Genomic DNA, 22,950 nt, shown 5'->3' on the forward strand with positions numbered 1-22,950 from the left:
TTATTTTACAGCGGTTTTCATTTGAGATTTTGCAATCACTTCACCGTTCAGTTTGGTAACAATATCTACAAGGGTTACTCCCATTACTTCATTAAGGATGGTCACCTCAGATTTCAGGTGGTCTCCTACTTTAGGTAGTATTTCGGCTTCAAAAGATTTGATAGCTCCGATATATCCCGTAGGTGCATCTTTTCCCAGCAGATAATATTTATATCCTGTATGCAGGGCAACGCTCTGCGCCTGATGCTCAATCAGTCCTGAAGCCTGGAATAATCCGTCCTGGATAAAAAGGTTATCTTCTTTTATTTCAAAACCAGACAGAAGATGATTCTCAGAATATTCTGATAATTCATGTACCATCACAAAAGGAAACCTTTGCGGAATAAGGCTTTCTACAAAATCTTTATCGGATGTTGGCAGTCTGTGTTTCATTAGCAAACCGTTAATAAAGCACAAGAATAAGCAAATCTTCCACTTTCAGGAACACAAAGAAGTACTTTTTCTCCTTTTTTTAGTTTTCCTGAATTCATCAATTCTTCAAGGGCAATAAATATAGATCCTGCACCGATGTTTCCAACCTCAGAAAGGTTATAGAACCATTTTTCTGCAGGGAAATCCATTCCTTTTTTAGCAAACTCTTCTTTCAGTCCATCTTTGAAATATCCTGAAGAAATGTGAGCCAGTACGTGGTCAATTTTTTCCGGATCCAGATTATGCTTGTCAAAAGATGATCTTAAACTTTCTGCTCCTTTTACAAGAATATATTTATCAAGGATTTTAGTGTCTTGTTTGATGGCAAAAATAGATTGCTTCAACCATTCATCAGAAGGGTAGTCGGCCCATGATTTCAGACTTCCGTCTTCCAGCTTATCACATCCTGCATACATACATGCTTCAATTTCGTGAGCATAAGAATAGAAATCAATGAATTCTATTTTTAGGGAAGTACTGTTTTCTCTCGGTTTATTTTCTAAAAGGAAAGCGCCTGCTCCATCAGAAAGCATCCATCTCAGGAATTCTCTTTTGAAAGCAATGATAGGTCTTTCCTCCAGTAATTTTAAATTTTCTGCTTCATGGTTGAATTTGTCAGCAGTCATCCATGCAGACATTCTTTCAGAACCTGCACATACTGCGTTGTCCTGTACACCGGCTTTTACAGAAAGGAATCCATAGTTGAGCGCATTCATTCCTGAATTACAAAGACCTGTTGAAGTATTAATTTCAATAGATTTTCCGATGTTAAGCTCACCATGCACCATAGAAGCGTGAGAAGGCTGGATCTGATCTGGTGAAGTAGTTCCTACCGATAGTAATTTCATATCTTCCTTTTTGAAATTTTCATCAAAAAGTCCTTCGATTGCTTTGGCAGTAAGCTGTGCATTAGAGTGGGTAGGATTCCCTTCTTTGTCTAAGGCGTAGTATCTTGTTGTGATTTTATTATTTCTTAGGATAAGTGATTTTGCTTTAGATGGCGCATCATTGATAAGCCCAAGATAAGTCTCCATTTCATCATTCGCTACCGGCTCATTGGGTAAGTATTTTGATGCTTTTGTTATAAATACGTCGTACATTCTATTTTAAATTAATTCCTTGTAAATATCTTTTTTGTTTTTGTCTTTTAAACCAAAATATAGGGGTTGTAAGCAGGTGTAAAACCAAAACGACAGGTGAGATAATCCATATCGCTGCCATCAAATATACCTTAAAGAATTTTATCAGCAATGGACGTTTCTCTTTTTTCTTGATAATCAGGTTAGACCATACTGTAAAAATTTTGTTTCCTACCTTTTCTACACGCACTAAAAACGCACGGATTTCAATCGCTCCGTTTTTCACAAGATCTGGTTGCAAACTATTAAGGTCGTCATTATTAAAATGTCTTTCAATAATCTCGCCATACTTTACAGAACCTGCGATTTCTTCATTGGAAACTCCTGCGGCAGGAAGCATTCCTGATTTTTCTTTCTGACCTGTGGTAAGCCATCGGAGAATCGTTAATACGCTGGTGTAATTGTCATGTCTGTCTACCAAAGCAATATTTCCTACGAGTTTAGCCTGTAAATCCCTTAAGTAAACCTTTAATTTTTCCTGGGAAAGCATCCACATATTTCTGGTTCCTGAGATCGTAACCACAGGAGTATCTTTAAGGATTGGTTTTGCATAATCACTCTTTAAAAAAGAAATAATAGGAATGGATGGTGTGAGATACCATACCTGATACCCGAATAGGATAAGGTCGTACTTTTTGTTCAGAATTTCTTCTGAAGGAGGAAGGATTTCTTTTGGAATCTGTAGATAAGATTCAGGAAAAGTGTTGAAAAAAACATCACTTGGCCAAGGAAACGGGAAGTCTTCTTTCAGTTTAATATTATAATAGGTAACATCATATTTCTCCTTTTGAGCTTCAAAAGGCCTGGCGATGTTTTTCACAATATCTTCGAGTTGCCCGGTTTGTGAATAATATATGACAAGTATATTTTTCTTCATTAGTTTTCTTTAGCGTTTACAAAAATATGTTTTTCATATTTATTATTTGGTTTTAAATACTTTTAATGATTCTGAACTAAATTTTAGTGTATAATGATCACTTTTAAAAGAATCATTTTTTGTATTTACAAAAATGATCGTTTCCGGCAGCTCCTGAATATCATTCCATGTAAAACGATCATGGGAGATGAGGAGTACATCAATCTTTTTGTTTGCCTCAGAAAGGTCTTTTATATACTGAATCTTTCTTCTTTTTACCAGATAGCTGTGTGCTGCTGTTGCTCTTTTTTCATCATTCTGAATCAGAGAAAAAACTCTTCGGCTTGCCTGGTATAAAGTTAATAATGCATCCTTCTGCCCAAAATCATCAGCTAAATGAAGAATATTGGCGTCATTCGGAATATGCTTGTTCAGTTCGAAATAAACAGATTTGTTGGCATTAAAATCCTCTTTTACTTCTTTTACCACTTCACTGTCTTTGTAAAGATAGCTCAGGAATAATTTCTTTCTAAAATAATTCTCATCCTCAATCTCTTCACGCAATCTGGCAAATTCTTCCCTGAACTGAGCGTTGATCTTCTTTGTTCTCTCAGAATAGTTTTTACCAAAACTCATGTTGTCTTTGCTGATTCTGTTCCCCACTTTTACCGTAATGCTTCCGTCGTAGATAATGAAGTCTCCTTTCGGCAATACCTCAGAGTTTCCGTGGATGTAAATAGGAAGAATATCCAATCCGAATTGTTCTGCAAGATAAAACGCTCCTTTATGAAACCTTTTCACATCATTGATGTAAGAACGTTCTGCCTCAGGGAACACAACGAGTGAATATCCCTGGTCAACTTTTTCTTTCAGTTTGTCCATTCCGTTCTCGATTCCCTGTGAAACGGGATAAAAGCCCAGTGCTCTTACCAGTTTTCCAAAAACAGGAGACTGATATACCCAGTCATTCACCAGATAAATAATTTTGTGGGTCGCCATTGCAATAGCCAGCGTATCGAGGAAAGAAGTATGATTGGCAATGATAACTGCAGGTTTGCTGAAATCTTCAGATGTATTTTTAATGACCTTCTTCTTTACAAAAGGATTAGAATAAAGAACGGAAGTTAAAAATCTGGCTAAAATAAGTTTGATAATATTCAGTGTCTGCCCATTGGAATTTTTAACAAAAAAACTTCCGAAGGCAGAAAACAGCAATCCACCCAATCCGTAATAAAGGAATGAGAATACTGACCATACAAACAATCTGAATGTGATGGGAGAAAGTCCTTTTTTCGCCCTGTTGGTAATGAATAATCTGAACCAGAAAGGATATAGGGTAGAGGTAATGATAATCACAGAGAACATTCCTATCAAAGCAACCAAAGCCAGGGAATGCAGGGCAGGATGCTTGGCAAAAATCAGAGAGCCAATTGAAAGGATCGTCGTGAAAACTGCAAGGATAATCGAAATTCTATACGTGGGTAATTCATTCTTTCCGGTAGTATGTTCTTTCTGCATAGCCTGAGTCAGGAAAATACTGAAGTCATCTCCGACTCCAAATACCAGCGTACACACTACGGTACTGAAAATATTTAATTCCAATCCCAGAAAATAAAGGATTCCGGCTGTAACAACTCCCGTTAAAACAATCGGGAACATGGTGAGAACCGTTAATTCAAAATTCCTGAAGAAAACGATGATCGTTAAAATGATGGCAAGAAGAGAATAATTGATCAATGTATTGAAATCTCTTTTCAGCAGGCCAAGGAAATTTTCGTTCATCTGCTGGCGGTCAATGGCAATGGCATCATGCTTCTTCTCAATATCCTTGATGAAAGTGTCCCGTTTTTTTTCATCTACTTTTACCACATTGGAAACCGTGTAAAAACCATTTTCGCTGCTCATGAATTCTGAAATCTGAAGCGCTTTTACTTTTTGATAATCTTTCAGACTCAATGCGGAATAATTTTTATGCAAAACTTCATTAAAACCATCAAAAGCGGAACTGTTGAAACCGAATTTATTTCCGTTACTGATCAGTTCGGAAATGGCTAGACTTTTCTTCTGGTCATTCCAGAATCGATTCCATTGCTCAATTTTTTTCTGTTGGTCTTTTTCTGAAAGCACCACACTTCCGATAGAGTTATAGCTTAAAATTTTGCCTTCTTTTTTCTCTTTTTCAAGGAAGCTGCTCAGTTCAGAATTTCTGCTTAAAGCCTGTTCTTCAGAATCACCATAAGAGATAGTGTAGATTGATTTTGAAGTAATATCTGAAAGTTTCTGAAGTTTTGCTTCACTGATTTTTAATTCTTTTGGAATATAATTCAGATCGCCGATATCTTCATTGAAACCTACATGTCTGAATCCAAAAAGGCAGGCAAGAATAATAATAGAGCATCCTATAATCAGAGGCTTGTTTTTCTCGTACGGATAAGATCCGATCTTGTCAATAAAGTTAGTATTAGGCTGTTCACTCTTCTCTTTTGGTTTATAAAGCTGAGGAACAATAATCAATGCTGTGATTGAAGAAAGAATCACGGTGATCGCTGCAAAAAGTCCTAAGTCCTTCAATGCTTCAGAACGAACAAAAACCAGACATAAGAATGAAACGGCCGTCGTTGCACTACTCAATATAATAGGCTGCGTAATTTCTTTGTAGAGCTCTTCAATATTATTGTTGTGTTTATAATGGGTAAGAATATGCAGGGCATAATCAATGGTAATTCCAATCAGAATAGCTCCCACACTGAGTGAAATTGCCGAAATCTTATCTTTAATAAAATAAAGAACCAATAAAGCAAGCAATACAGAAAATACTGTTGGTAAAAAAACAATGATGGGAGTAAAGACATTTCTGAAATAATAGATCAGTAGAACCAGAAGAACCGTCATGGAAATGACTACTGTGTTCTGAATATCTTTTTTGATCTGCTTTGCATTGGCTACAGCAATTACAGGAGAACCGAAATAGCTGATCTCTGTTTTTCCTTTGAACTGTTTGTTGATTCCGTCTTTGATGGAATTAAGCTGATCTACAAAGGCCTCATTCGCTTTCGTGTCATTACTTTTGTTTTTAGGATCAATGAAAAGCAAGAGGTTATTACCGTCTTTCGTTACAATATAGTTGTCTTCGAGTTTGAAATCTTTACTGATGTTTAAAGCATTTAATTTTTTGATTCCCAAAAAAGTAAGCCCCAGAGGATCTTTTTTAATAAACTCTTTGGTAACAAGACTTGTTGGAGAAACCAATGATATATAATTATTTTCTACCTGTCTGGCAATGCTGTCTTTCTGAAGTTTCCGGTCAATTTCCTTATAATCACTCTCATTAAGGAATAGAGGTAAATTCTGATTGACAAAATCAAAGGTTTCGGAGATTTCATTATCATTCACCTTACCCTGAACAGAACCGATGTATTTTTGTAAAGGCTCAATTTTTTTCAGAAACGTATCTGCTGTTTCGGAAAGCTGGAAGCTGTCTTCGCCGGATTTGTTCTCAATAATAACAATAATCTTATCCGAAAAATTAAGCTGTTTAAGAACCTTTGCCGTAAGATCTGACTTTTCATTTTTAGGAATAATCTGATTGATATCTTCCTCAAAATTGATCTTTGACGCAAAGAAAATGCATAAAACGGCAATTCCCAGAGCTGCAAATACAGACAGGATTTTATTTTTGGAAATCAGGTAATATAAAAATATAAAAAAGCGATGCATTGCATTTAAATCAAGTCTGCAAATTTAATTTTTTAAGCATTAGTTCAAAATAGTTAACGAGAAGTTTTCACTGAAAATCAATAAAATATTCTAGGAAGAATGAAAAAATATTCTACTTTTGCAAAAGTTCCCTTTTGAAAAAATGTATTTTAAATCACCATTATTATTAAAAAAATAAGAATCTGTTTTAGATATGTTGAAAAGAAATGATGAAAAAATAAACGGATTTCTATTTGTAATAGTACTTCCGCTTCTGTTGTTTGCTATGTCTTATTATGGATTTGAATCTTCCTATACAAGACTGAAAACATCAGAGACAACCCCTGACTTTTTATTTTCCTCGGTATATGCTTACAGAGTGATTCCCAATTATCTGAGTGTACAGATGACAGATTTGATGTACAATCTGATTAACGGACCTCTTTCTTTCTTCAAAGATTTTTTGTCAAAAAACGGAACCCCTTTTTATCATGGGCTTTTCCTGATGAACAGTGTGTTTTTTATTTTGTGTTCTTTGATTTTGAATGCAATTTTCCGCATGAAATCAACGGGACTTCTTCTGAATCTTAATGCAAGAAGGATTATTCATCTCTTATCCGTATTTTTATTGTGATCACACAGTATGCACCTACAAACTGTGACACCATTGCTCTTTTCTGTTATCTGGCAGGTGTATTTTTAACCTTGAAATATTTAGATACCCAAAAAATATTTTCTTTTTTATTCTCATTGGCCTTATTGGAATCTCTACTTTGGTAAGAGAAACGGCTTGTCTGAATATAGCCTTTTTTGCAGCAGTATTTTTCAATATAGAGGAGTTGAAAAAAGGAAATTATCAGGTAATCTGGAAAATTATACCGTTAGTTATTGCTTTTCTGATTCCCTATCTTGGATTGAGGGCTCTGCTTGTTCAGGATGAAACTACTTTTGTGGAAGGGTTTTATATTAACAGGAACTTTTCCAGCCCTTTCAACCTTGCAGGACTGCTGTTTGCATTAATTGTGATTTATTTTATATATGGTCTTTGTACAGAAGAAGAAAACAGAAGTGTTTTTGGAAAATATTTTTTCTTTTCCATTCCTTATCTCCTTATGATTACTTTAGTAGGACTTTTCTGGGAAGTGAGGCTTTTCCTGCCTTTAATTCTGACAGGAATAATCACAGCATATCATCAGTTTAAAAAAACATCAGAGATTTAGCATGAGTTTACTACATCCATATTATATAATTGCAATCGTCTATATGCTGTTCTTCAGTGTTCAGGAAGTATATGGAAAAAAGGTTGATAAAAAGTGGTTCTGGTTCCTTGCTGTTTATTTTATTATTATTGTCGGTTTTAGAGACAGTGTAGGCCCGGATTACGGAAGTTACAAAGGAATCTATATTTACTCTGATACCAAAAGCTACTACAGTATATTCATGAAGATGCTCCATATGGAAGGAACGGAAACTCTGGATGTGGAATGGCTGTATACCTTGATTAATAAAGTTCTTCTCAACTTTTTTGATGCACCTTTTTATATGGTAACATTCGTCATTGCTGTTTTTGCGATGATCTTTAAAGTAGAATATACAGAAGACAATACTTTTTACCCGTTTACTTTTACTCTCTTCATGTTTATTCCCAACTTCTTTATCGGGGAAAGTGGGCAGATCAGACAAAACCTGGGAACTTTTATCGTTTATTTTGCAATACGGTATATTAAAGAACGAAAACTCTGGCATTACCTGTTTTTTATATTCATAGGATCAGGTATACACAGTGTTTGCTATTTATTCCTGCCGATGTACTGGCTGGCTCGCATTCCGCTGAATAAAACGATGATGTTGATTATGATTGTAGGTTCTGTCTTTTTATCTCCTTTTGAAATCTATAGGAGTTTTGGAGGTTTCTTAGATGGTATGGCCTCTAACAGTACACTTGTAGAGGGTTTTAATGGATATATGGATGAAACGGTACAGCGACTTAACGGGGGAATTGGTATCCCGGAGGTCATGATGGCTATCCTTACCTTCTTCCTTTTTGTTTTTGATAACAAGATGAAAGAACTCTATCCCTACTATGAATACCATAGGAACTATGCTGTAGTCGGGATATGTCTTTACTTTATTTTTAGAAATAACCCTATCTTCTCATCAAGACTTGCAGGAGCATTTATTGGATTCTCGTATATCATTATTCCGAATGCAATGTATGTTGTTTCCGGAAGGGTTAAAAATATGATTTATGCATTTATCATTGCACTTGTGGTCTTCAATTTTGTTATTTTCTCTATGTTTAATAATATCAAAGCCGGACGATTCTCGATTGATCGTTATCAAAACCATATTCTTCCGTAAAATTTTGAAGGTTAAAATATAAAGGCAGCTTGAGGCTGTCTTTTTTTTGTGTAAAAGGTTTGTTAAGACTTGTTTTGTTTATTAGATTTATGTTAAATAATTAATAATGTAATTTAAATATGATGATGTTATTTATAAAACAAATCACTTTTTATTGAATAAGGCTTAAAAATTGCATTCGCTAATGACACTAAAACCTAAGGTATGAAAAGATTAGCTGGAAAATTAGCGGCAGTCATCTGCCTGATGTTATTTGGAATCATTTCCAAAGGTAATATCAAAGGAAATCTATGGCTTAATGAGAGTAAGGACTCATTGAAAAGACCACTGAATGAATTGACACCATTATTTCTTCCCGACTGGAAAAAAGCACCCAACAGTTACATCTTTGATCCAAATCAGAACAGCGAAGGATTGTTGGTTCCTGTAAAAAAAGCTTATGCGATGTGGGAAGGAGGCGGATATCTTAACGGAAGCGGCATTCCGGCAGGAACGGTAACTGCAGATGTTTTGTGGGAAGATGTTCATGGACTTATAAAATCAGGAGTAAATTATGCTCTTGAAATAATAGGAACCGGGCAGGATGCTAAGATAAAAGTCCCTGTCAATAAGACAAAAAAAGGGAATGCTGTGGTAGCTCTCAAAGTAAACGGAGAGATTTATTGGAGCTGGCATATCTGGGTAACAGATGATCCTACCAATGGAGTTGCCTATAAAAGTTTCAACAACGTCAAAAGGATGAAATCGGACGGAACAACAGAAGTTATCCCGGATTCCGATTGGAAATGGATGGATAGAAATCTTGGAGCTATCACAAGTTCTATCACAGCATCAGACTGGAATAAGAGTATGGGGCTTCTTTATCAGTGGGGAAGAAAAGATCCTATACCCCCTTTAGTAACCAGAGGAAATGATTTTTATGAAGCTTCAGGATCTATAGGCAGAGTAAGACATAGAGGAGCTAAAAATATGACCAACGCTGTAAGTATTGATGATCTCAGGAAATTTGTTCTGCTTTCCGCTGCAGAGGTTACCAATAATATAAGACTCTCTGTAAAAAATCCTTTGAGTCTTATTTATGTTAATAAAGATGATAATTCAGGTCAGGCTTACTACAACAATAATCTCAATCTTCCGGTCAATTGGTTTGGTAAATCTACGACTTTGTCGAGTAACAGGCTTTCAGAACTCAATCTGTGGTCTGATAATGCACAAGGGAAAATTGAGACCGTCTATAATACCGATGATAAGACGAAGCCTTATAGAGATAAGTCCCCTTATGATCCTTGTCCCAATGGATGGCGTATCCCTTCTATGTTGGTTGCAAATTTGGCTTCTCCCTCTTATGTAGATGATATCAGAATAGATTTTTCACCTTTTGGAGTCAAAACCAATATGGCAAAAAATGTTTTTGAAACCAATAAGTATCATATTATAATGCCTACTGATGCTGGAGTTCCTGCCTTCATGACGGGATTTAGAATTTATCCTAATCTTGGGTTTGATCTATCGGCTGTAGGTGGGTATAATATGGGGGTTTTTCCTGGAAATGGGCAGCTTATCAGGGGAGCGCATTTAGGACAATATAGTGATCAGCATCACATTGCATTGTGGACAGCAACTTTAACCCGGTTGTTCGATGCTTCTCCTGCTGTTACTGTAAGAGGGCTTTCCATGATTCCGGATAAAGGACAGCCAGATATTCCGGATGCTAATTATCCTAATATCAAAGGACGTTATTATTACTTTCCTATGGCCGGAATGTATACTTCAAATGCCAATGGCTGCAGATGTATAAAAGATCCGCTATATACAATTAATGATTATGATTTTCCAACAGAATATCTACCTGCAGTTACAGAGTACAAAGAAGGTTTCAATAATCCGAATACTTACCAGATCGTTAAAAAACCAACGGTTACAACCATTGACATTCCAGTCAGTAAAGCATTCTCTGTACAAAGCCAGTTACTGGGTAACGCTGATATATTAAATACTTCCAGTTTTAGTAATTTAAAAACTAATGTTCTCTGGTCAACCAATACAGCTCTTATCAGTAGAATTTCAATGGTAAATCCTTCACCTTCGTCATTGCAGGATATCGGTAATTCTAAAATATCTGTAGAAATTGCCCCCAATGAAAGTGGAAATGCTGTTGTTACATTACATAATGGGAGTATATCTTCGCCGGTATATTGGAGCTGGCATATATGGGTTACGGATTCTCCCGTGGAATCTTATACTTATCTTACAGAAACTCCAATAGCTGTCACAAATTACGTGAACTATGTTAATAAAGCTGATGCTGTATTGCAGACCACTTTCATGGATCGTAATCTTGGAGCAACAGATGCTTTTCCTAGTGTAGCCAATCCTCAGGCACCTACAACTGATGAGCTGCTGAAAATACGTGCTTCTACAGGATTGCATTATCAATGGGGAAGGAAAGATCCTATTCCTGCATTCCAGTATGCGGATAACAGAAGCTTTTACAATGTGTTTTTGGGAACCGTAGCTGCTAATGGAACAGTGGCTTACAGTACACTTAATCAGTCGGATTATAATAATCTTTCAGGAAACTATATTATACCTTATGACACATATGCGGGAACATCAAACGTACAGATAACGGATAAACCGGCAGACAGAATCTCCAAAATAATATCCTATTCTGTGAAGAACCCTCTGGTATATATGATCCCAAGTACTTTTGCTCCTTACAACAGTACAACTCCTAATTATACCAATGGTACAGACTGGTTGGCGCAAGAACCTAATCTGGCTTCTGACAGATGGGGTAGAGGAGGTAAGAAATCCCCTTTTGATCCTTGTCCTGAAGGATGGAGAGTGCCGGATCTTACAAGTGTAGCTCTGGTTTCAGGAGCGGATTTTGGACAAACTCCCTGGTATAAAAAAGATAAAAATGTAGCAACTTCATACAGTATTGCTACAGATTATTCAGGAATAAGAGTGAGAAATTCTGCCAATGCTACAGTGGGATATGTTTTTAATAATCCGGCATATCTTGTAGGGAATTATCCTGATTCCGGTTCAAGAGGATTCAGAAGTGTAACAGCCAATCAGACTGCGCAGGGAACATTTAATGTGCTCAACTTTCAGTATCCGGCAGTATGGACCGCTGCTTTAAATTCAAACTACATTGGACGATCTATTAATGTATTGTTTGATGCGGCCTCTACCACCAATAGAATAATCGTCTTTCATGATAATAATGATCCGTACTTCGGAACAGGATGCCGATGTGTGAAAATAAAGTATGATGCCAATGGTAATGAAGAAGGTCCTGCATCAGGAATTTCGGTTATATCTAATAGGCCTGCATTGATGAAAGAAAATGTGAAATCTAAGGCGGTCAGTAACAAAATTTCTATCTACCCGAGTCCTTTTTCCAATATTCTTTACATCAGCGCCACAGAAAATAAAGAATATAATTTTCAGATTTTTAATGTTCTGGGTCAACTAGTAAGGTCCGGACATTTTATCAACAATCAGACAGATCTTTCATCTTTAAGCGCAGGAGTATATGTAATAAGAATAAACAACTCCGAAGCAGTTGCGAAAATTATAAAACAATAAATCTTAAAATAAGGGACTAAAAGCAGAATGAGGCTTCTTGTTCTGCTTTTTTATAAGATAGCATATTTCTTACATCTATTATGGCTGATGAAAAATTCTATATCAATGAATGTTGATAATTGTATATCAGTCTAAAATCCATACTGCAAACGGTTTGTTTCTCCAAAAAATGAATATTGAAAGATGCTGTAAAGCGACCTGATTATTAAATTAAACCTGTTTAACAAAAAGTATATAATAAAAAAGCTTTACTTTTGCAAAAATTTTTAGTTAGAATGTCGAAAAATTTAGTAATCGTAGAGTCCCCGGCAAAAGCAAAAACTATTCAGAAATATCTAGGAAAGGATTTTGAAGTGAAATCCAGCTTCGGACACATCCGTGACCTTCCTAAAAAAGGAATGGGTATAGACCTTGCCACATTCAGTCCTGATTACGAAGTTTCAGCAGACAAAAAGAAATTGGTAACCGAATTAAAGGCTGCCGTAAAGAAAGCTGATATGGTATGGCTCGCTTCCGATGAGGACCGCGAAGGAGAAGCTATTGCATGGCATCTTGCGGATGAATTGAAACTAAAGCCTGAAAACAGAAAAAGAATTGTTTTCCACGAGATTACCAAAAACGCCATTCTAAAAGCAATCGACAATCCAAGAGATATTGATCAGAACTTAGTGAATGCACAGCAGGCGAGAAGAGTGCTGGACAGAATTGTAGGTTTTGAAATGTCTCCCGTTTTATGGAAAAAAGTAAAACCGGGACTATCTGCAGGTAGAGTACAGTCTGTAGCAGTAAGATTAATCGTTGAAAGAGAAAAAGAGATCCGTGAGTTTAAACCAAAAGCAAGCTTTAAACTGGATGGGATCTTTTTAAATAAAACAGAGCAGGAAATTGCTGCCAAGCTGAAAAAAGACTTTGAAAAGGAAGAAGAGGCAGAGAAATTCCTGGAGCAGGCAAAGACTACAGAATTTAAAATTCTCAATGTTGAAACCAAACCAGGTACCCGTTCAGCTTCAGCACCATTTACAACCTCTACATTGCAGCAGGAAGCTTCCTCAAGATTGGGTTATAATGTAACCAATACTATGCGTCTCGCACAGAGGCTATACGAAGAAGGGTTTATTACTTATATGAGAACGGACTCTGTAAACCTTTCCCAGGAAGCTATTGAAGGAGCTAAAAAACAAATTATATCAGAATATGGAGCAGAATATTCTTCTCCAAGAAATTATACTACAAAATCAGCTTCAGCACAGGAAGCTCACGAAGCGATCCGACCTACAGATTTTGGAGTGAAAACTGTAGCTGATGCCCAATTAAACAGGCTATATCAATTAATTTACAGAAGAACACTTGCTTCTCAGATGGCTAATGCCAAAATTGAAAAGACAGTGATTGAAATAGGGAATGCATCATTGCCACATCATTTTGAAGCACAGGGAGAGGTTATTATATTTGATGGTTTCCTGAAAGCTTATGGAATTGTAAAGGCAGAAGATGATGATGAGGAAAACAACGATAAATTGCTGCCGAAAGTAAGTGTGGGAGAAGTCTTGAACTATAAAACCATTACTGCTACTGAAAAGTTCACAAGACCAAGTGCAAGATACACGGAAGCTGGTTTGGTAAGAAAACTTGAAGAATTAGGGATTGGTAGACCGTCTACTTATGCCCCTACCATTCAGACGATTCAGAACAGAGAGTATGTAGATAAAAGAGAAATCGAACCACACACCCGTGAAGTGATCAAAATGTCTTTGACAAAAGATAAGATCAAAAAAGTAGTTCTTGAAGAGAAATTTGGTGGTGATAAAAATAAATTCGTTCCTACGGATATTGGTGAAGTAGTCAATGATTTCTTAACAGATAATTTCAGAGAAATCCTTGATTATGGTTTCACAGCAAGAGTAGAAGAAAGTTTTGACGAAATTGCAAGCGGTGATCAGAAGTGGAAAGAAATGATGACGAATTTCTACTCTAAATTCCACCCGAGAATTGAAGATGTAGAAGAAAATGCAGATCGTGCAACCGGAGACAGACTATTAGGAGTAGATCCAAAGACTGGTAAAAATGTTCATGCAAGAATCGGAAGATTTGGAGCGATGATCCAGATTGGAGAAACGGATGATGAAGAGAAACCAATCTTTGCTTCGTTAATGACGGGACAGAATATTGCAACCATTACTTTTCAAGAAGCATTGGAGTTATTCAAGTTGCCTTTCGACTTAAGTGAAGTTGACGGACAGCCGGTTTCTGTAGGAGTAGGAAGATTCGGGCCTTATGTGAAATGGGGAGAAACCTATATCAGTATTCCGAAAGGTGAAGATCCGCTTTCTGTAGATCAGAAACGTGCTGAGGAGATTATCAATGAAAAGAAGATTGCTGATGCTCCAATTGCTACGTATAAAGGAGAACCTGTAACCAAAGGATCAGGAAGATTCGGACCATTTATCAAGTACAAAGATATCTTTGTGAATGTTCCCAAAAGATATGATTTCGAAAACCTTTCACAAAGTGATATCAATGAACTGATTGACGCTAAATTGGAGAAAGAAGCCAACCGATATATCCAGCAGTGGGAAAAAGAAAAAATCTCCATTGAAAACGGAAGATGGGGACCTTTCATCAAGTTCGGAAAAGCCATGTTTAAAATTCCGAAAAAAGCAGATGATACAAAATATGAAGCTGACGAACTGAAAGAACTTTCTTTAGATGAGGTTAAAAAATGGATTACAGATCAGGATCCGAAAGCTTTTGCAGAAAAGAAAAAACCTGCAGCAAAAAAGGCAGCGACTACTAAGAAGACTACAGCTGTTAAAAAACCAGCTGCTAAGAAACCTGCAGCTAAAAAATAAATAATTTTAAGATTGAAATACCAAGCCGTTAACACCTGTTGACGGCTTTTTTTATGAACAAATAGAAACAGTCTTACTCAGTTCCTGTGTTTTTTGTATGTTTGTTACATCAAGCGATTAATCAATTATTACATTTTAAATTAAAATATGGACTTCGAAGACTTTATCATTTCACCAAGAAATTTTAAAACAGAGAGCTGGCAGATAGGAAATCGGATTACAAAAGATATCAGAGAAGACAGTATTGTTCTTTTGTTTGTATCAGACTATAGAGGAGCAGGCGGAGATGCGGAAGTGCAGGATTTTACGGCAGTAAGAAAAGAATTTTACAAGCTTTCACAGATGGACTTCGAAATTCCGGTTGTAGATCTTGGAGATCTGGTGTCCGGAAAATCTGTTCAGGATACTCATTATATCTTACAGGAAGTGCTGTCGGCATGTCATTATAAAAGAGCCATTCCGGTAATTATTGGCGGATCCAATGATTTTGCTTTTTCATTATTTTCGGCATTGAATTTCCATAAGAAAAGCCTCAATTATACCCAGATCAGTAATATTATCTCTCTTCAGCAAGGAGAAAGCATCAATGAACATACTTTTTTAAGCAAGATTTTCGGAGCCAAAAATTTCTCCATTAAAAACTACCATCATCTGGGTTACCAGAAACATTTGAATGAAATGGATTCCGTAAGGCTCATCAAAGAAGTAGAGTTTGATATTATCCGACTGGCTGAAATGATGAATTCTACAGAAAAAACAGAACCGTTCTTCAGAAAAGCAGATCTGGTGACCGTAAACTGTGATGCTATTGAAAGCTTTAGTGAACCCTTTTCAATGAATCCGCAGGTAAATGGGTTGAACAGAAGAGAAATCTGTGCCTATATGAAGGAAATCGGATTGAGTGAAAACCTGAAATCTGTCGGGATTTTTAATTATAATATTTATTCTGAAAACCAGCTGAATCATCAGCTTTTAGCACAAATGCTGTGGTATCTGATTGAAGGAATCAATATCCAGCATTCCCATCCTAAAGAAAGGCATTATGAACTGTTCTATGTTTTGATAGATGACAGGCAATATGCATTCAGGCGTGATACTTTCAGTAATTTGTGGTATTTTGGTGATGATGAAAATATAGAAAACTGCATTCCCTGCTCCAGAAAGGATTTTGATGAAGCTAAAAAAGGCTGGTTGAATGCAAGACTGACGAAAATTTAATGTATGACAAATGTTCCCTCAAGAGTATCCATTATTGTTCCCGTTTATAATGTAGAAAATTATTTGACAAAATGCCTTGACTCCCTGGTGAAGCAGAGTCTTCCTGATATTGAGATTCTTGTAGTGAATGACGGAAGTAAAGATAATTCTGAACAAATAATTAAAGAATTTGCACAAAAATATCCGGATAAAATAAAAGCTTTTACCAAAGAAAACGGAGGGCTAAGTGATGCCCGTAATTTTGGAATTGATAAGGCTACCGGTGATTACATTGGTTTTGTAGACAGTGATGATTATGTCACCGAAACTATGTTTGAAGAAATGCTTCTTTTAGCAGAAAAACACCAGGCGAAGATGGTGATCTGTAATATTCAGAAAGTAGACGAAAATGGAAAAATTATCCAAAAACTGACCCAGCTTCCCAATATGCCTGAGAAAATACTACTTGGAGATTATTTTTCTGTTTTTTCAGATATCAGCTATTTTGCATGCAATAAGCTATTTAAAAAGGAGCTTTTTAATCAGAAAAGATTTAAAAAAGGAATTCATTTTGAAGATATTCAGCTTATTCCACAGCTTTTGCTGGAATGTGAAACCATAGCGCAGACTCAGAATTTTCATTACCAGTACCTTGAACGTACTGATTCTATTACAAAAACCCATACGGAAAAAGGGATTGATATGTTAAAAGCCGTGTCTGATGTGGAAAAAATATTCAGTAAATCCCCATATTCCCACAAAAAAGAAGAGTTGAAAAATTTTCAGATTTTTGAAGGCGTATACTCATTTTTAGCCTATCTGGCCTTTGTTAAAAAAGAAGAAATATTTTATAGTATGTCGGATCAATTAACTCTTTTTATGAAGGAAAGACAAATAAAAATTCAAGATATATTGAAGTATAGTCGTTTTGGTAAGAATTATCTTTTATCTTTGCCTTTGAAGAAAAAGATTTTTTATCTGTTGTTTTTTGCAGGACAAAAAAGATTGATAAGAAAGTTGATTTAGTAAACACAAATGTAAGTACTATTGTTTCGGTCAATAGAAAATGATAATAAAGTTCCTATTATGATTTTTTATTTTGGAGATACAAGTGCTGAATTAGAAAAGAATGAAAAACTTTGAATTGTTCTTAAGCGGATCGGGGATACCTATTTTCTATATAAAAATAGGATTAGGTTTCGTATTCTCCTTTTTAATTACATTTTTCTCTATTCCTACCATTGTCAAGATTTCAAGAAGAAAGAATCTGATGGATGAGCCTGGAATAAGAAGCTCGCACCTTAGAGAAATTCCCAATCTTGGTGGAATTGCCATCTTTTATTCAATTGGAATCTGTGCCTCTATTTTTGCCTATGAATTGTTTGATCTCTACAAATTTTTATTTGCTTCATTAATTATCCTGCTCTATGTGGGGTAATGGACGATATTGTTGTAATGAGGGCTTACAAAAAACTTGTTGCACAAATTGTTGTGTCTTCCCTGATTGTTATTGGTTCGGATATCAGAATAAGAAGTTTATTCGGAATCTTCGGCGTATACGAACTGGAGTATTTCGTAAGTGTGATATTCAGTATCGTAACATTTATTATTCTGATTAATGCGTTCAACCTGATTGACGGGATAGATGGGCTTGCAGGAGGTTATTCCGTTATCTGTAGTGCTTTATTTGGAATAAGCTATTACCGTTTGGGAGAATATAACTATCCGCTCGTAATACTATCTGTTGTTATCATTGGGACTGTATTGGCATTTTTGTATTATAATTTGTCAAACTACCGTACCCGAAAAATATTTATGGGAGATACCGGTTCTATGCTCCTTGGCTTTTTATTGGCTTTTACATCTATTTGTTTTATAGATATTTTTATAGATAAGAAACTCATCGATGTTCCAAGATATCACCTTCAGTCTGCTCCTGTAGTTGCGGTGGCCATTTTGATTCTTCCAATCGTAGATACTTTAAATGTAATTATGATCAGACTTTACAATAAAAAATCCCCATTTGATGCCGATAAAAACCATATTCATCATAAGCTGTTAAAATTGAACCTTACCCATAGGAGATCAACTTTCTATATTATCCTTTACTATTTGATGATTGTTGGAGTAGCTTATTATTTAAGACATATTAATGTCAATCTTTTATTATTGGTGATCCTTTCAATAGGTTTTTTGGGTGCTTATCTGCCAGATTTGCTATATCGATTAAGAAATAACAAAAATTAACAATTAAATATTACTTTTGTAAACAATATTATATATATGATGAAAAACTTTAAATATTTATTTTTAATATTCCCTCTTTTAGTTACCTCATGTATTACAACAAAGGATGTAAGATACTTACAGCCAAGTGAGAGTCTCGTAATTAATGAAGAAGGTCTCGTTCCCTACAATATTCCTGTATACAGGATTACCAAAAATGATATCCTCAATCTTAACATTGTAACAACTCCCAAAGGAGATGCTGCACAGTTTTATTCTTCTTACAATTCCTCAGGAGGAATTGGAGCAGGATCCGGAACCGCAATAAGCCCTGCCATGTCTGGAGGCAGTTCTGTAGGAGGTGGAATTGGGAATAGTTCCAGTGCGAGCAGGGGAGGAAATATGAATTTTTATTTTAATGGCCTGAAGGTAGACTCTAATGGTGATATCAATGTTTTTGGAATTGGCTATGTAAAAGCCGAGGGGAGAACATTAGAGGATATCAGAAAAGAAATTCAGGAAAAAGTAAATGAAAATTTCCAGGAAGGAAAGTCTGAAGTAAGACTGAATACAGACGGTATCACCTATTATATTCTTGGTGATGTAGAAACAACAGGACTTTCAGGAGAGAAAGTAGCCCATAAAAATACCCTTACCATTACTGAAGCTTTAGCTATCAATGGTGGGCTGAACAGAACGATCGACAAAAAAGAGATCGTTATCCACAGAAAACTTCCGGAAGGAATCAAAATTGCCAAAATAGATCTTACCCGCGAAGATCTTATGAACTCTCCTTTCTATTATGTGCAGAATGGTGATGAAATTTATCTGAACACAAGAGCAAAAAGCTTGAATGGATTCGGAAAGGACCCTATTCAGACTTTGACAACAGGAGTTTCGGTGATTACTACAGCATTGTCTATTTATTTACTTCTTAAAAATCTTTAGTCATGATTCCAGAAAGAGTAAACGCTGCAGAGAAGAATAATTCTCAGAAAGAAAAGTATGGATCATTTGCATTATTTGATTTAGAACACTTTTTAAGAAGGGTTCTTAAGAACTGGTATTGGTTTGTATTCATGTTTTTTATTGGCTATACGCTTGCATGGGGATACACTCACTACTATGCACAAAATATTTATGCATCAGATTTATCATTAAGTACTTCCAGTAAAGGGTCTGAGTTTTTACCAACACAGGCTAATCAATCTATCAACTTCATTTGGGGAGATACCGGAAATCAGGATGGACTTTATCTGAAGAAAATGCTTTTATCCAGATCGCATAACGAATTTTTGGTAAAAGAACTTGACCTTTTTGTCAATTATTCTACTAAAGGACTGATAAAATCTACCTATCTGGATAAAGATGACTCACCTGTCTTTCTTCAGATCGATAAAAAACATCTTCAGCAGATTAATTATCCTATTACCCTGATACCCAAAGGAGATGGAGCCTATCAAGTAGTTTTACCCGAAGAAGGAGAATCTACCAACTTGTATAATTATGAGATTGAAGGCTTCCAGAGTATCAACGCATATAGCAGACCCGCTGATAAAATCATTAAAATCAATGAGTGGTACAATTCCCCAAACCTGAGATTCAGACTGGTTAGAAATCCTGTTCCCACTAAAATCAAGTTGGATAATATCATTGTAAAACTGAACTCAGTAAATGAGAGTGTAAATGAGATTGTTTCTACTACAGGTGTTGACTTTGATAAAGAGATCAGATCCATTATGATTATTACCAAAACAGGATATAATCTTAATAGTACAGTTAATTTCCTTAATAAATCTGTTGCAGAATTACAAAAAAAGAGATTGGCTGATAAAAATATAGTTAATAAAAACACAGACATCTTTTTAAAAGAAAATCTGGATAATATCCGTAAAAAGCTTGATTCAAGTGCTAATGTGCTGAATTATTTAAAAACCTCAGAAAAGCTTTATAATATTAAAGACAGAGATGAAAAATCTCTTGAGAAAATAAAAGAGTTGGAAGCTAAAAAAGCTGATATCATAAGCAAAATCAATTCACTTAACAATATAAAGAACACGCTGCAGTCTCAAAATTTTGATAAAATGATCGGAACCAATGCTGCTGGTTTTGAAGATGGCGTATTCTCAGCAACCGTTTCTGAACTGAAAGCTCTGTATACCAAAAAAGCAGAAATGGCTTCTATTTATAAGCCTTCATCAGAGCCGATGAGAGAAATCAACAGGCTTATTGATGAAGCAAGAATGGGATCATCGAATAGCTTAAGAGGATATTATAGCAGATATTATGATGAGATCAACAAAATTGACCGTGATATTTCAGGAGCCAATTCAGATTTAGCATCTTATCCTGAAAAAGAAAGAAGATATCTGGATGCAGAAAGAGGTTATAATATGATCGAGGCTACTTATAATAGTCTTCTGGGAAGACAGAGTGATACTAAGATGAGAATGGCGACCAATCAATCCGATATTACAGTGATTGACCCTGCAAAAAATCTGGGACAAAGACCTATCGGGCCTAATGTCAAGTTAGCGAAAACTGCCATTATCTCTGGATTGTTGCTGCTTCCATTACTCTTTATCTTTGTAGGTGAAGTATTAGACAGTAAAATCAGAAATATTAAAGAGCTTTTAAGTGCTACAAAAATTCCACTTCTCGGAGTAATAGGAAATAACAGCAATGAAAATATGCTTACCGTTCTGGAGCAGCCAAAATCATCTGTATCAGAAGCCTTCAGGGGAATAAGAGCCAATATGAGATTCCTGATGGACAATGAAAGTGAAAAAGGAAAAGTTATTTTGATTACTTCATCCATTGGGGGAGAAGGAAAAACTTATATCTCTATCAATCTGGCATCCGTAATAGGATTAAGTGATAAAAAAACAATCTTATTAGGAATGGACCTTAGAAAACCGAAAATCTTTGGAGACTTTAAGATTGATAATAAATATGGGATCTCAAATTATCTTACAGGTGAAGTAGATATTGACCAGATTATTAACAAAACCAAGATCCCTAATCTTGATGTTGCTACTTCAGGTCCTATCCCTCCAAATCCATCTGAGCTATTAATGAGCCAGAAAAATATCAGATTTATAGAAGAACTTAAAGAAAAATACGATTTCATTATTATAGATTCACCACCTGTAGGGCTTGTGGCGGACTCCTATGAGCTGATGAAGTATTCGGATGCTAATATTTATGTTGTACGCCATGAATACACAGAAAAATATATGCTTAAAATGATTACTGAAAAGTATCATAATGACGAAGTTAATAATTTAGGACTTGTCTATAATGACTATAATACCAAGCAAGGCTACGGATATGGCTATGGTTACGGTTATGGATATGGCTATGGTTACGGTTATTTTGATGAAGATAAAAATTATAAAGAGCCATTACTGATAAGGATCAGAAATAAAGTACAGGTATTATTCAACAAAAAATAAAGCATTAAACCCTCATTTAATGGGGGTTTTTTCATATTTAAAGTATTTTCATTCTATGAAAAAAAGAATATTTTTGCCACTTTGCCGTTTACTTTATAACAAATTATGTTTTTTTGTTTATTTTTAACTAAACATTAAGATTATCATTAATATAAAAATGTTTTATATTTGCAAAAATTAAATTTTAAAATAACCATAAATCCATATTCTTTTATGAATAAAAATTATTGTTTAGCTTCCTTGCCTTCCTTGGAGTGGTAAGTGTTAAAGCACAAAGAAACGAATTGGGAGTTCGTCTAGGTATGAGTAACCTAGTGGGAGATGTAGGAAGGACAAATTATATTTTACAGAAGCCGTTGGATTTAAGCAGAGCGTCAGATTGGGGCATCCCATTTTATGGTGGTTTATTATATAGATTTAATTTTAATCCGCATCAGACCGTTAGATTGGATTTGGGATACAATCAGATTCAGTTTAGTGATAAAGCGGCGAAAGAAGATTATAGAAGAAATAGAAACTCATACGGAAAAAACAATGTGTATGAGGCGAGTTTAATGTTTGAATATAACTTTTTCCCTGTAAATAATGAGCAGATCAGCATGGTGAGCCCTTACATCTTCGGAGGTATCGGTGCTTTGATGTTTGATGCTCCTAAAGCTACTCTTGTAAATGATTTCAGGAGAGATGCTGATGGTGTAGCACAAGCTCCGATCAATGAATTGGATTTTACAACCACCACAGATTATTCACTAGGGAAAAAAGTAACTATGCATATTCCTTTTGGGGTGGGTTTGAAGTATAAATTCAACCATTCCTGGGCTATATTTGCAGAAGCTACATTCAGATATACATTGACGGATCAGTTGGATCATAGTAAGATCCTTTCCAAAGATGTAAAAACTTCTTTTAATGCTGATATTTTGGATCCCGCTACAGGTGGTTCATTATTACAGTCAGGAAATTATTATGCGGTTTCTAAAGAAAGAGAAGCAGAGTTTATTAAAAAGAGAAATATTGGAGATGGAAGATCCAACGACTGGATAAATACTTTCAGTTTAGGACTTACATATTCGTTCGGAAGACCTCCATGTTATTGTGAATAA

At 35.5% G+C, this 22,950-nt stretch carries 16 protein-coding genes; 12 read left to right on the forward strand and 4 right to left on the reverse strand.

Annotated features, from left to right (window positions below):
• The 4 genes from KBP46_RS16950 to KBP46_RS16965 are packed head-to-tail and all read right to left on the reverse strand — an operon-like array spanning position 1 to position 6,183.
• Positions 1-432: a hypothetical protein gene (locus KBP46_RS16950; RefSeq protein ID WP_062675944.1), complete on the reverse strand. Its 432-nt coding sequence runs from the start codon at positions 430-432 to the stop codon at positions 1-3.
• The gene (locus KBP46_RS16955) at positions 432-1,571 is read right to left on the reverse strand and encodes a beta-ketoacyl-ACP synthase III (protein ID WP_062675943.1); all 1,140 of its coding nucleotides are present in this window, start codon (positions 1,569-1,571) and stop codon (positions 432-434) included. Before KBP46_RS16955 ends, KBP46_RS16950 begins: the two co-directional genes overlap by 1 nt.
• Before the next feature lies 1 nt (position 1,572).
• The gene (locus KBP46_RS16960; protein WP_216443761.1) at positions 1,573-2,487 is read right to left on the reverse strand and encodes a dialkylrecorsinol condensing enzyme DarA; all 915 of its coding nucleotides are present in this window, start codon (positions 2,485-2,487) and stop codon (positions 1,573-1,575) included.
• 42 nt (positions 2,488-2,529) lie between these two features.
• Complete coding sequence (locus KBP46_RS16965; RefSeq protein WP_216443762.1) at positions 2,530-6,183, reverse strand: MMPL family transporter; 3,654 nt, start codon at positions 6,181-6,183, stop codon at positions 2,530-2,532.
• 193 nt (positions 6,184-6,376) lie between these two features.
• Here KBP46_RS16965 and KBP46_RS16970 point away from each other — a divergent pair, with 193 nt between their 5' ends.
• The 12 genes from KBP46_RS16970 to KBP46_RS17020 all read left to right on the forward strand — a co-directional run bounded on the left by KBP46_RS16970 (position 6,377) and on the right by KBP46_RS17020 (position 22,950).
• The gene (locus KBP46_RS16970) at positions 6,377-6,796 is read left to right on the forward strand and encodes a hypothetical protein (RefSeq protein WP_216443763.1); all 420 of its coding nucleotides are present in this window, start codon (positions 6,377-6,379) and stop codon (positions 6,794-6,796) included.
• A 139-nt stretch (positions 6,797-6,935) separates the two neighbouring features.
• Entirely contained in the window at positions 6,936-7,382 is a 447-nt protein-coding gene (locus KBP46_RS16975) for a hypothetical protein (RefSeq protein ID WP_216443764.1), read from the forward strand.
• Position 7,383: 1 nt separating this feature from the next.
• A complete protein-coding gene (locus tag KBP46_RS16980; RefSeq protein WP_228436860.1) occupies positions 7,384-8,523 on the forward strand; it encodes an EpsG family protein in 1,140 nt (379 codons plus the stop codon).
• 204 nt (positions 8,524-8,727) lie between these two features.
• Positions 8,728-12,120, forward strand: coding sequence for a T9SS type A sorting domain-containing protein (locus KBP46_RS16985; protein ID WP_216443765.1), 3,393 nt, complete (start codon positions 8,728-8,730; stop codon positions 12,118-12,120).
• 275 nt (positions 12,121-12,395) lie between these two features.
• The gene (gene topA / locus KBP46_RS16990) at positions 12,396-14,969 is read left to right on the forward strand and encodes a type I DNA topoisomerase (RefSeq protein WP_216443766.1); all 2,574 of its coding nucleotides are present in this window, start codon (positions 12,396-12,398) and stop codon (positions 14,967-14,969) included.
• Between the two features lie 147 nt (positions 14,970-15,116).
• On the forward strand, positions 15,117-16,187 hold the full coding sequence (locus KBP46_RS16995; RefSeq protein ID WP_062675936.1) for a formimidoylglutamase: 1,071 nt from the start codon (positions 15,117-15,119) through the stop codon (positions 16,185-16,187).
• Between the two features lie 3 nt (positions 16,188-16,190).
• On the forward strand, positions 16,191-17,192 hold the full coding sequence (locus KBP46_RS17000) for a glycosyltransferase family 2 protein (RefSeq protein ID WP_216443767.1): 1,002 nt from the start codon (positions 16,191-16,193) through the stop codon (positions 17,190-17,192).
• 103 nt (positions 17,193-17,295) lie between these two features.
• Entirely contained in the window at positions 17,296-17,604 is a 309-nt protein-coding gene (locus KBP46_RS24140; RefSeq protein ID WP_367397880.1) for a hypothetical protein, read from the forward strand.
• Positions 17,604-18,413 carry an MraY family glycosyltransferase gene (locus KBP46_RS17005; RefSeq protein ID WP_367397881.1) on the forward strand — a complete coding sequence of 270 codons (810 nt, stop codon included), beginning with the start codon at positions 17,604-17,606 and terminating at the stop codon, positions 18,411-18,413. The genes KBP46_RS24140 and KBP46_RS17005 overlap by 1 nt, the downstream gene beginning before the upstream one ends.
• A 36-nt stretch (positions 18,414-18,449) precedes the next feature.
• Entirely contained in the window at positions 18,450-19,340 is an 891-nt protein-coding gene (locus KBP46_RS17010; protein WP_123277690.1) for a polysaccharide biosynthesis/export family protein, read from the forward strand.
• 2 nt (positions 19,341-19,342) lie between these two features.
• Entirely contained in the window at positions 19,343-21,847 is a 2,505-nt protein-coding gene (locus KBP46_RS17015; protein ID WP_216443768.1) for a polysaccharide biosynthesis tyrosine autokinase, read from the forward strand.
• A 227-nt stretch (positions 21,848-22,074) separates the two neighbouring features.
• Positions 22,075-22,950 (forward strand): DUF6089 family protein, encoded by an 876-nt coding sequence (locus tag KBP46_RS17020; protein WP_216443769.1) that lies wholly within the window; start codon positions 22,075-22,077, stop codon positions 22,948-22,950.

The organism is Chryseobacterium sp. PCH239 (genome assembly GCF_018924625.1).
In the GTDB taxonomy this organism is placed as follows: domain Bacteria; phylum Bacteroidota; class Bacteroidia; order Flavobacteriales; family Weeksellaceae; genus Chryseobacterium; species Chryseobacterium cucumeris.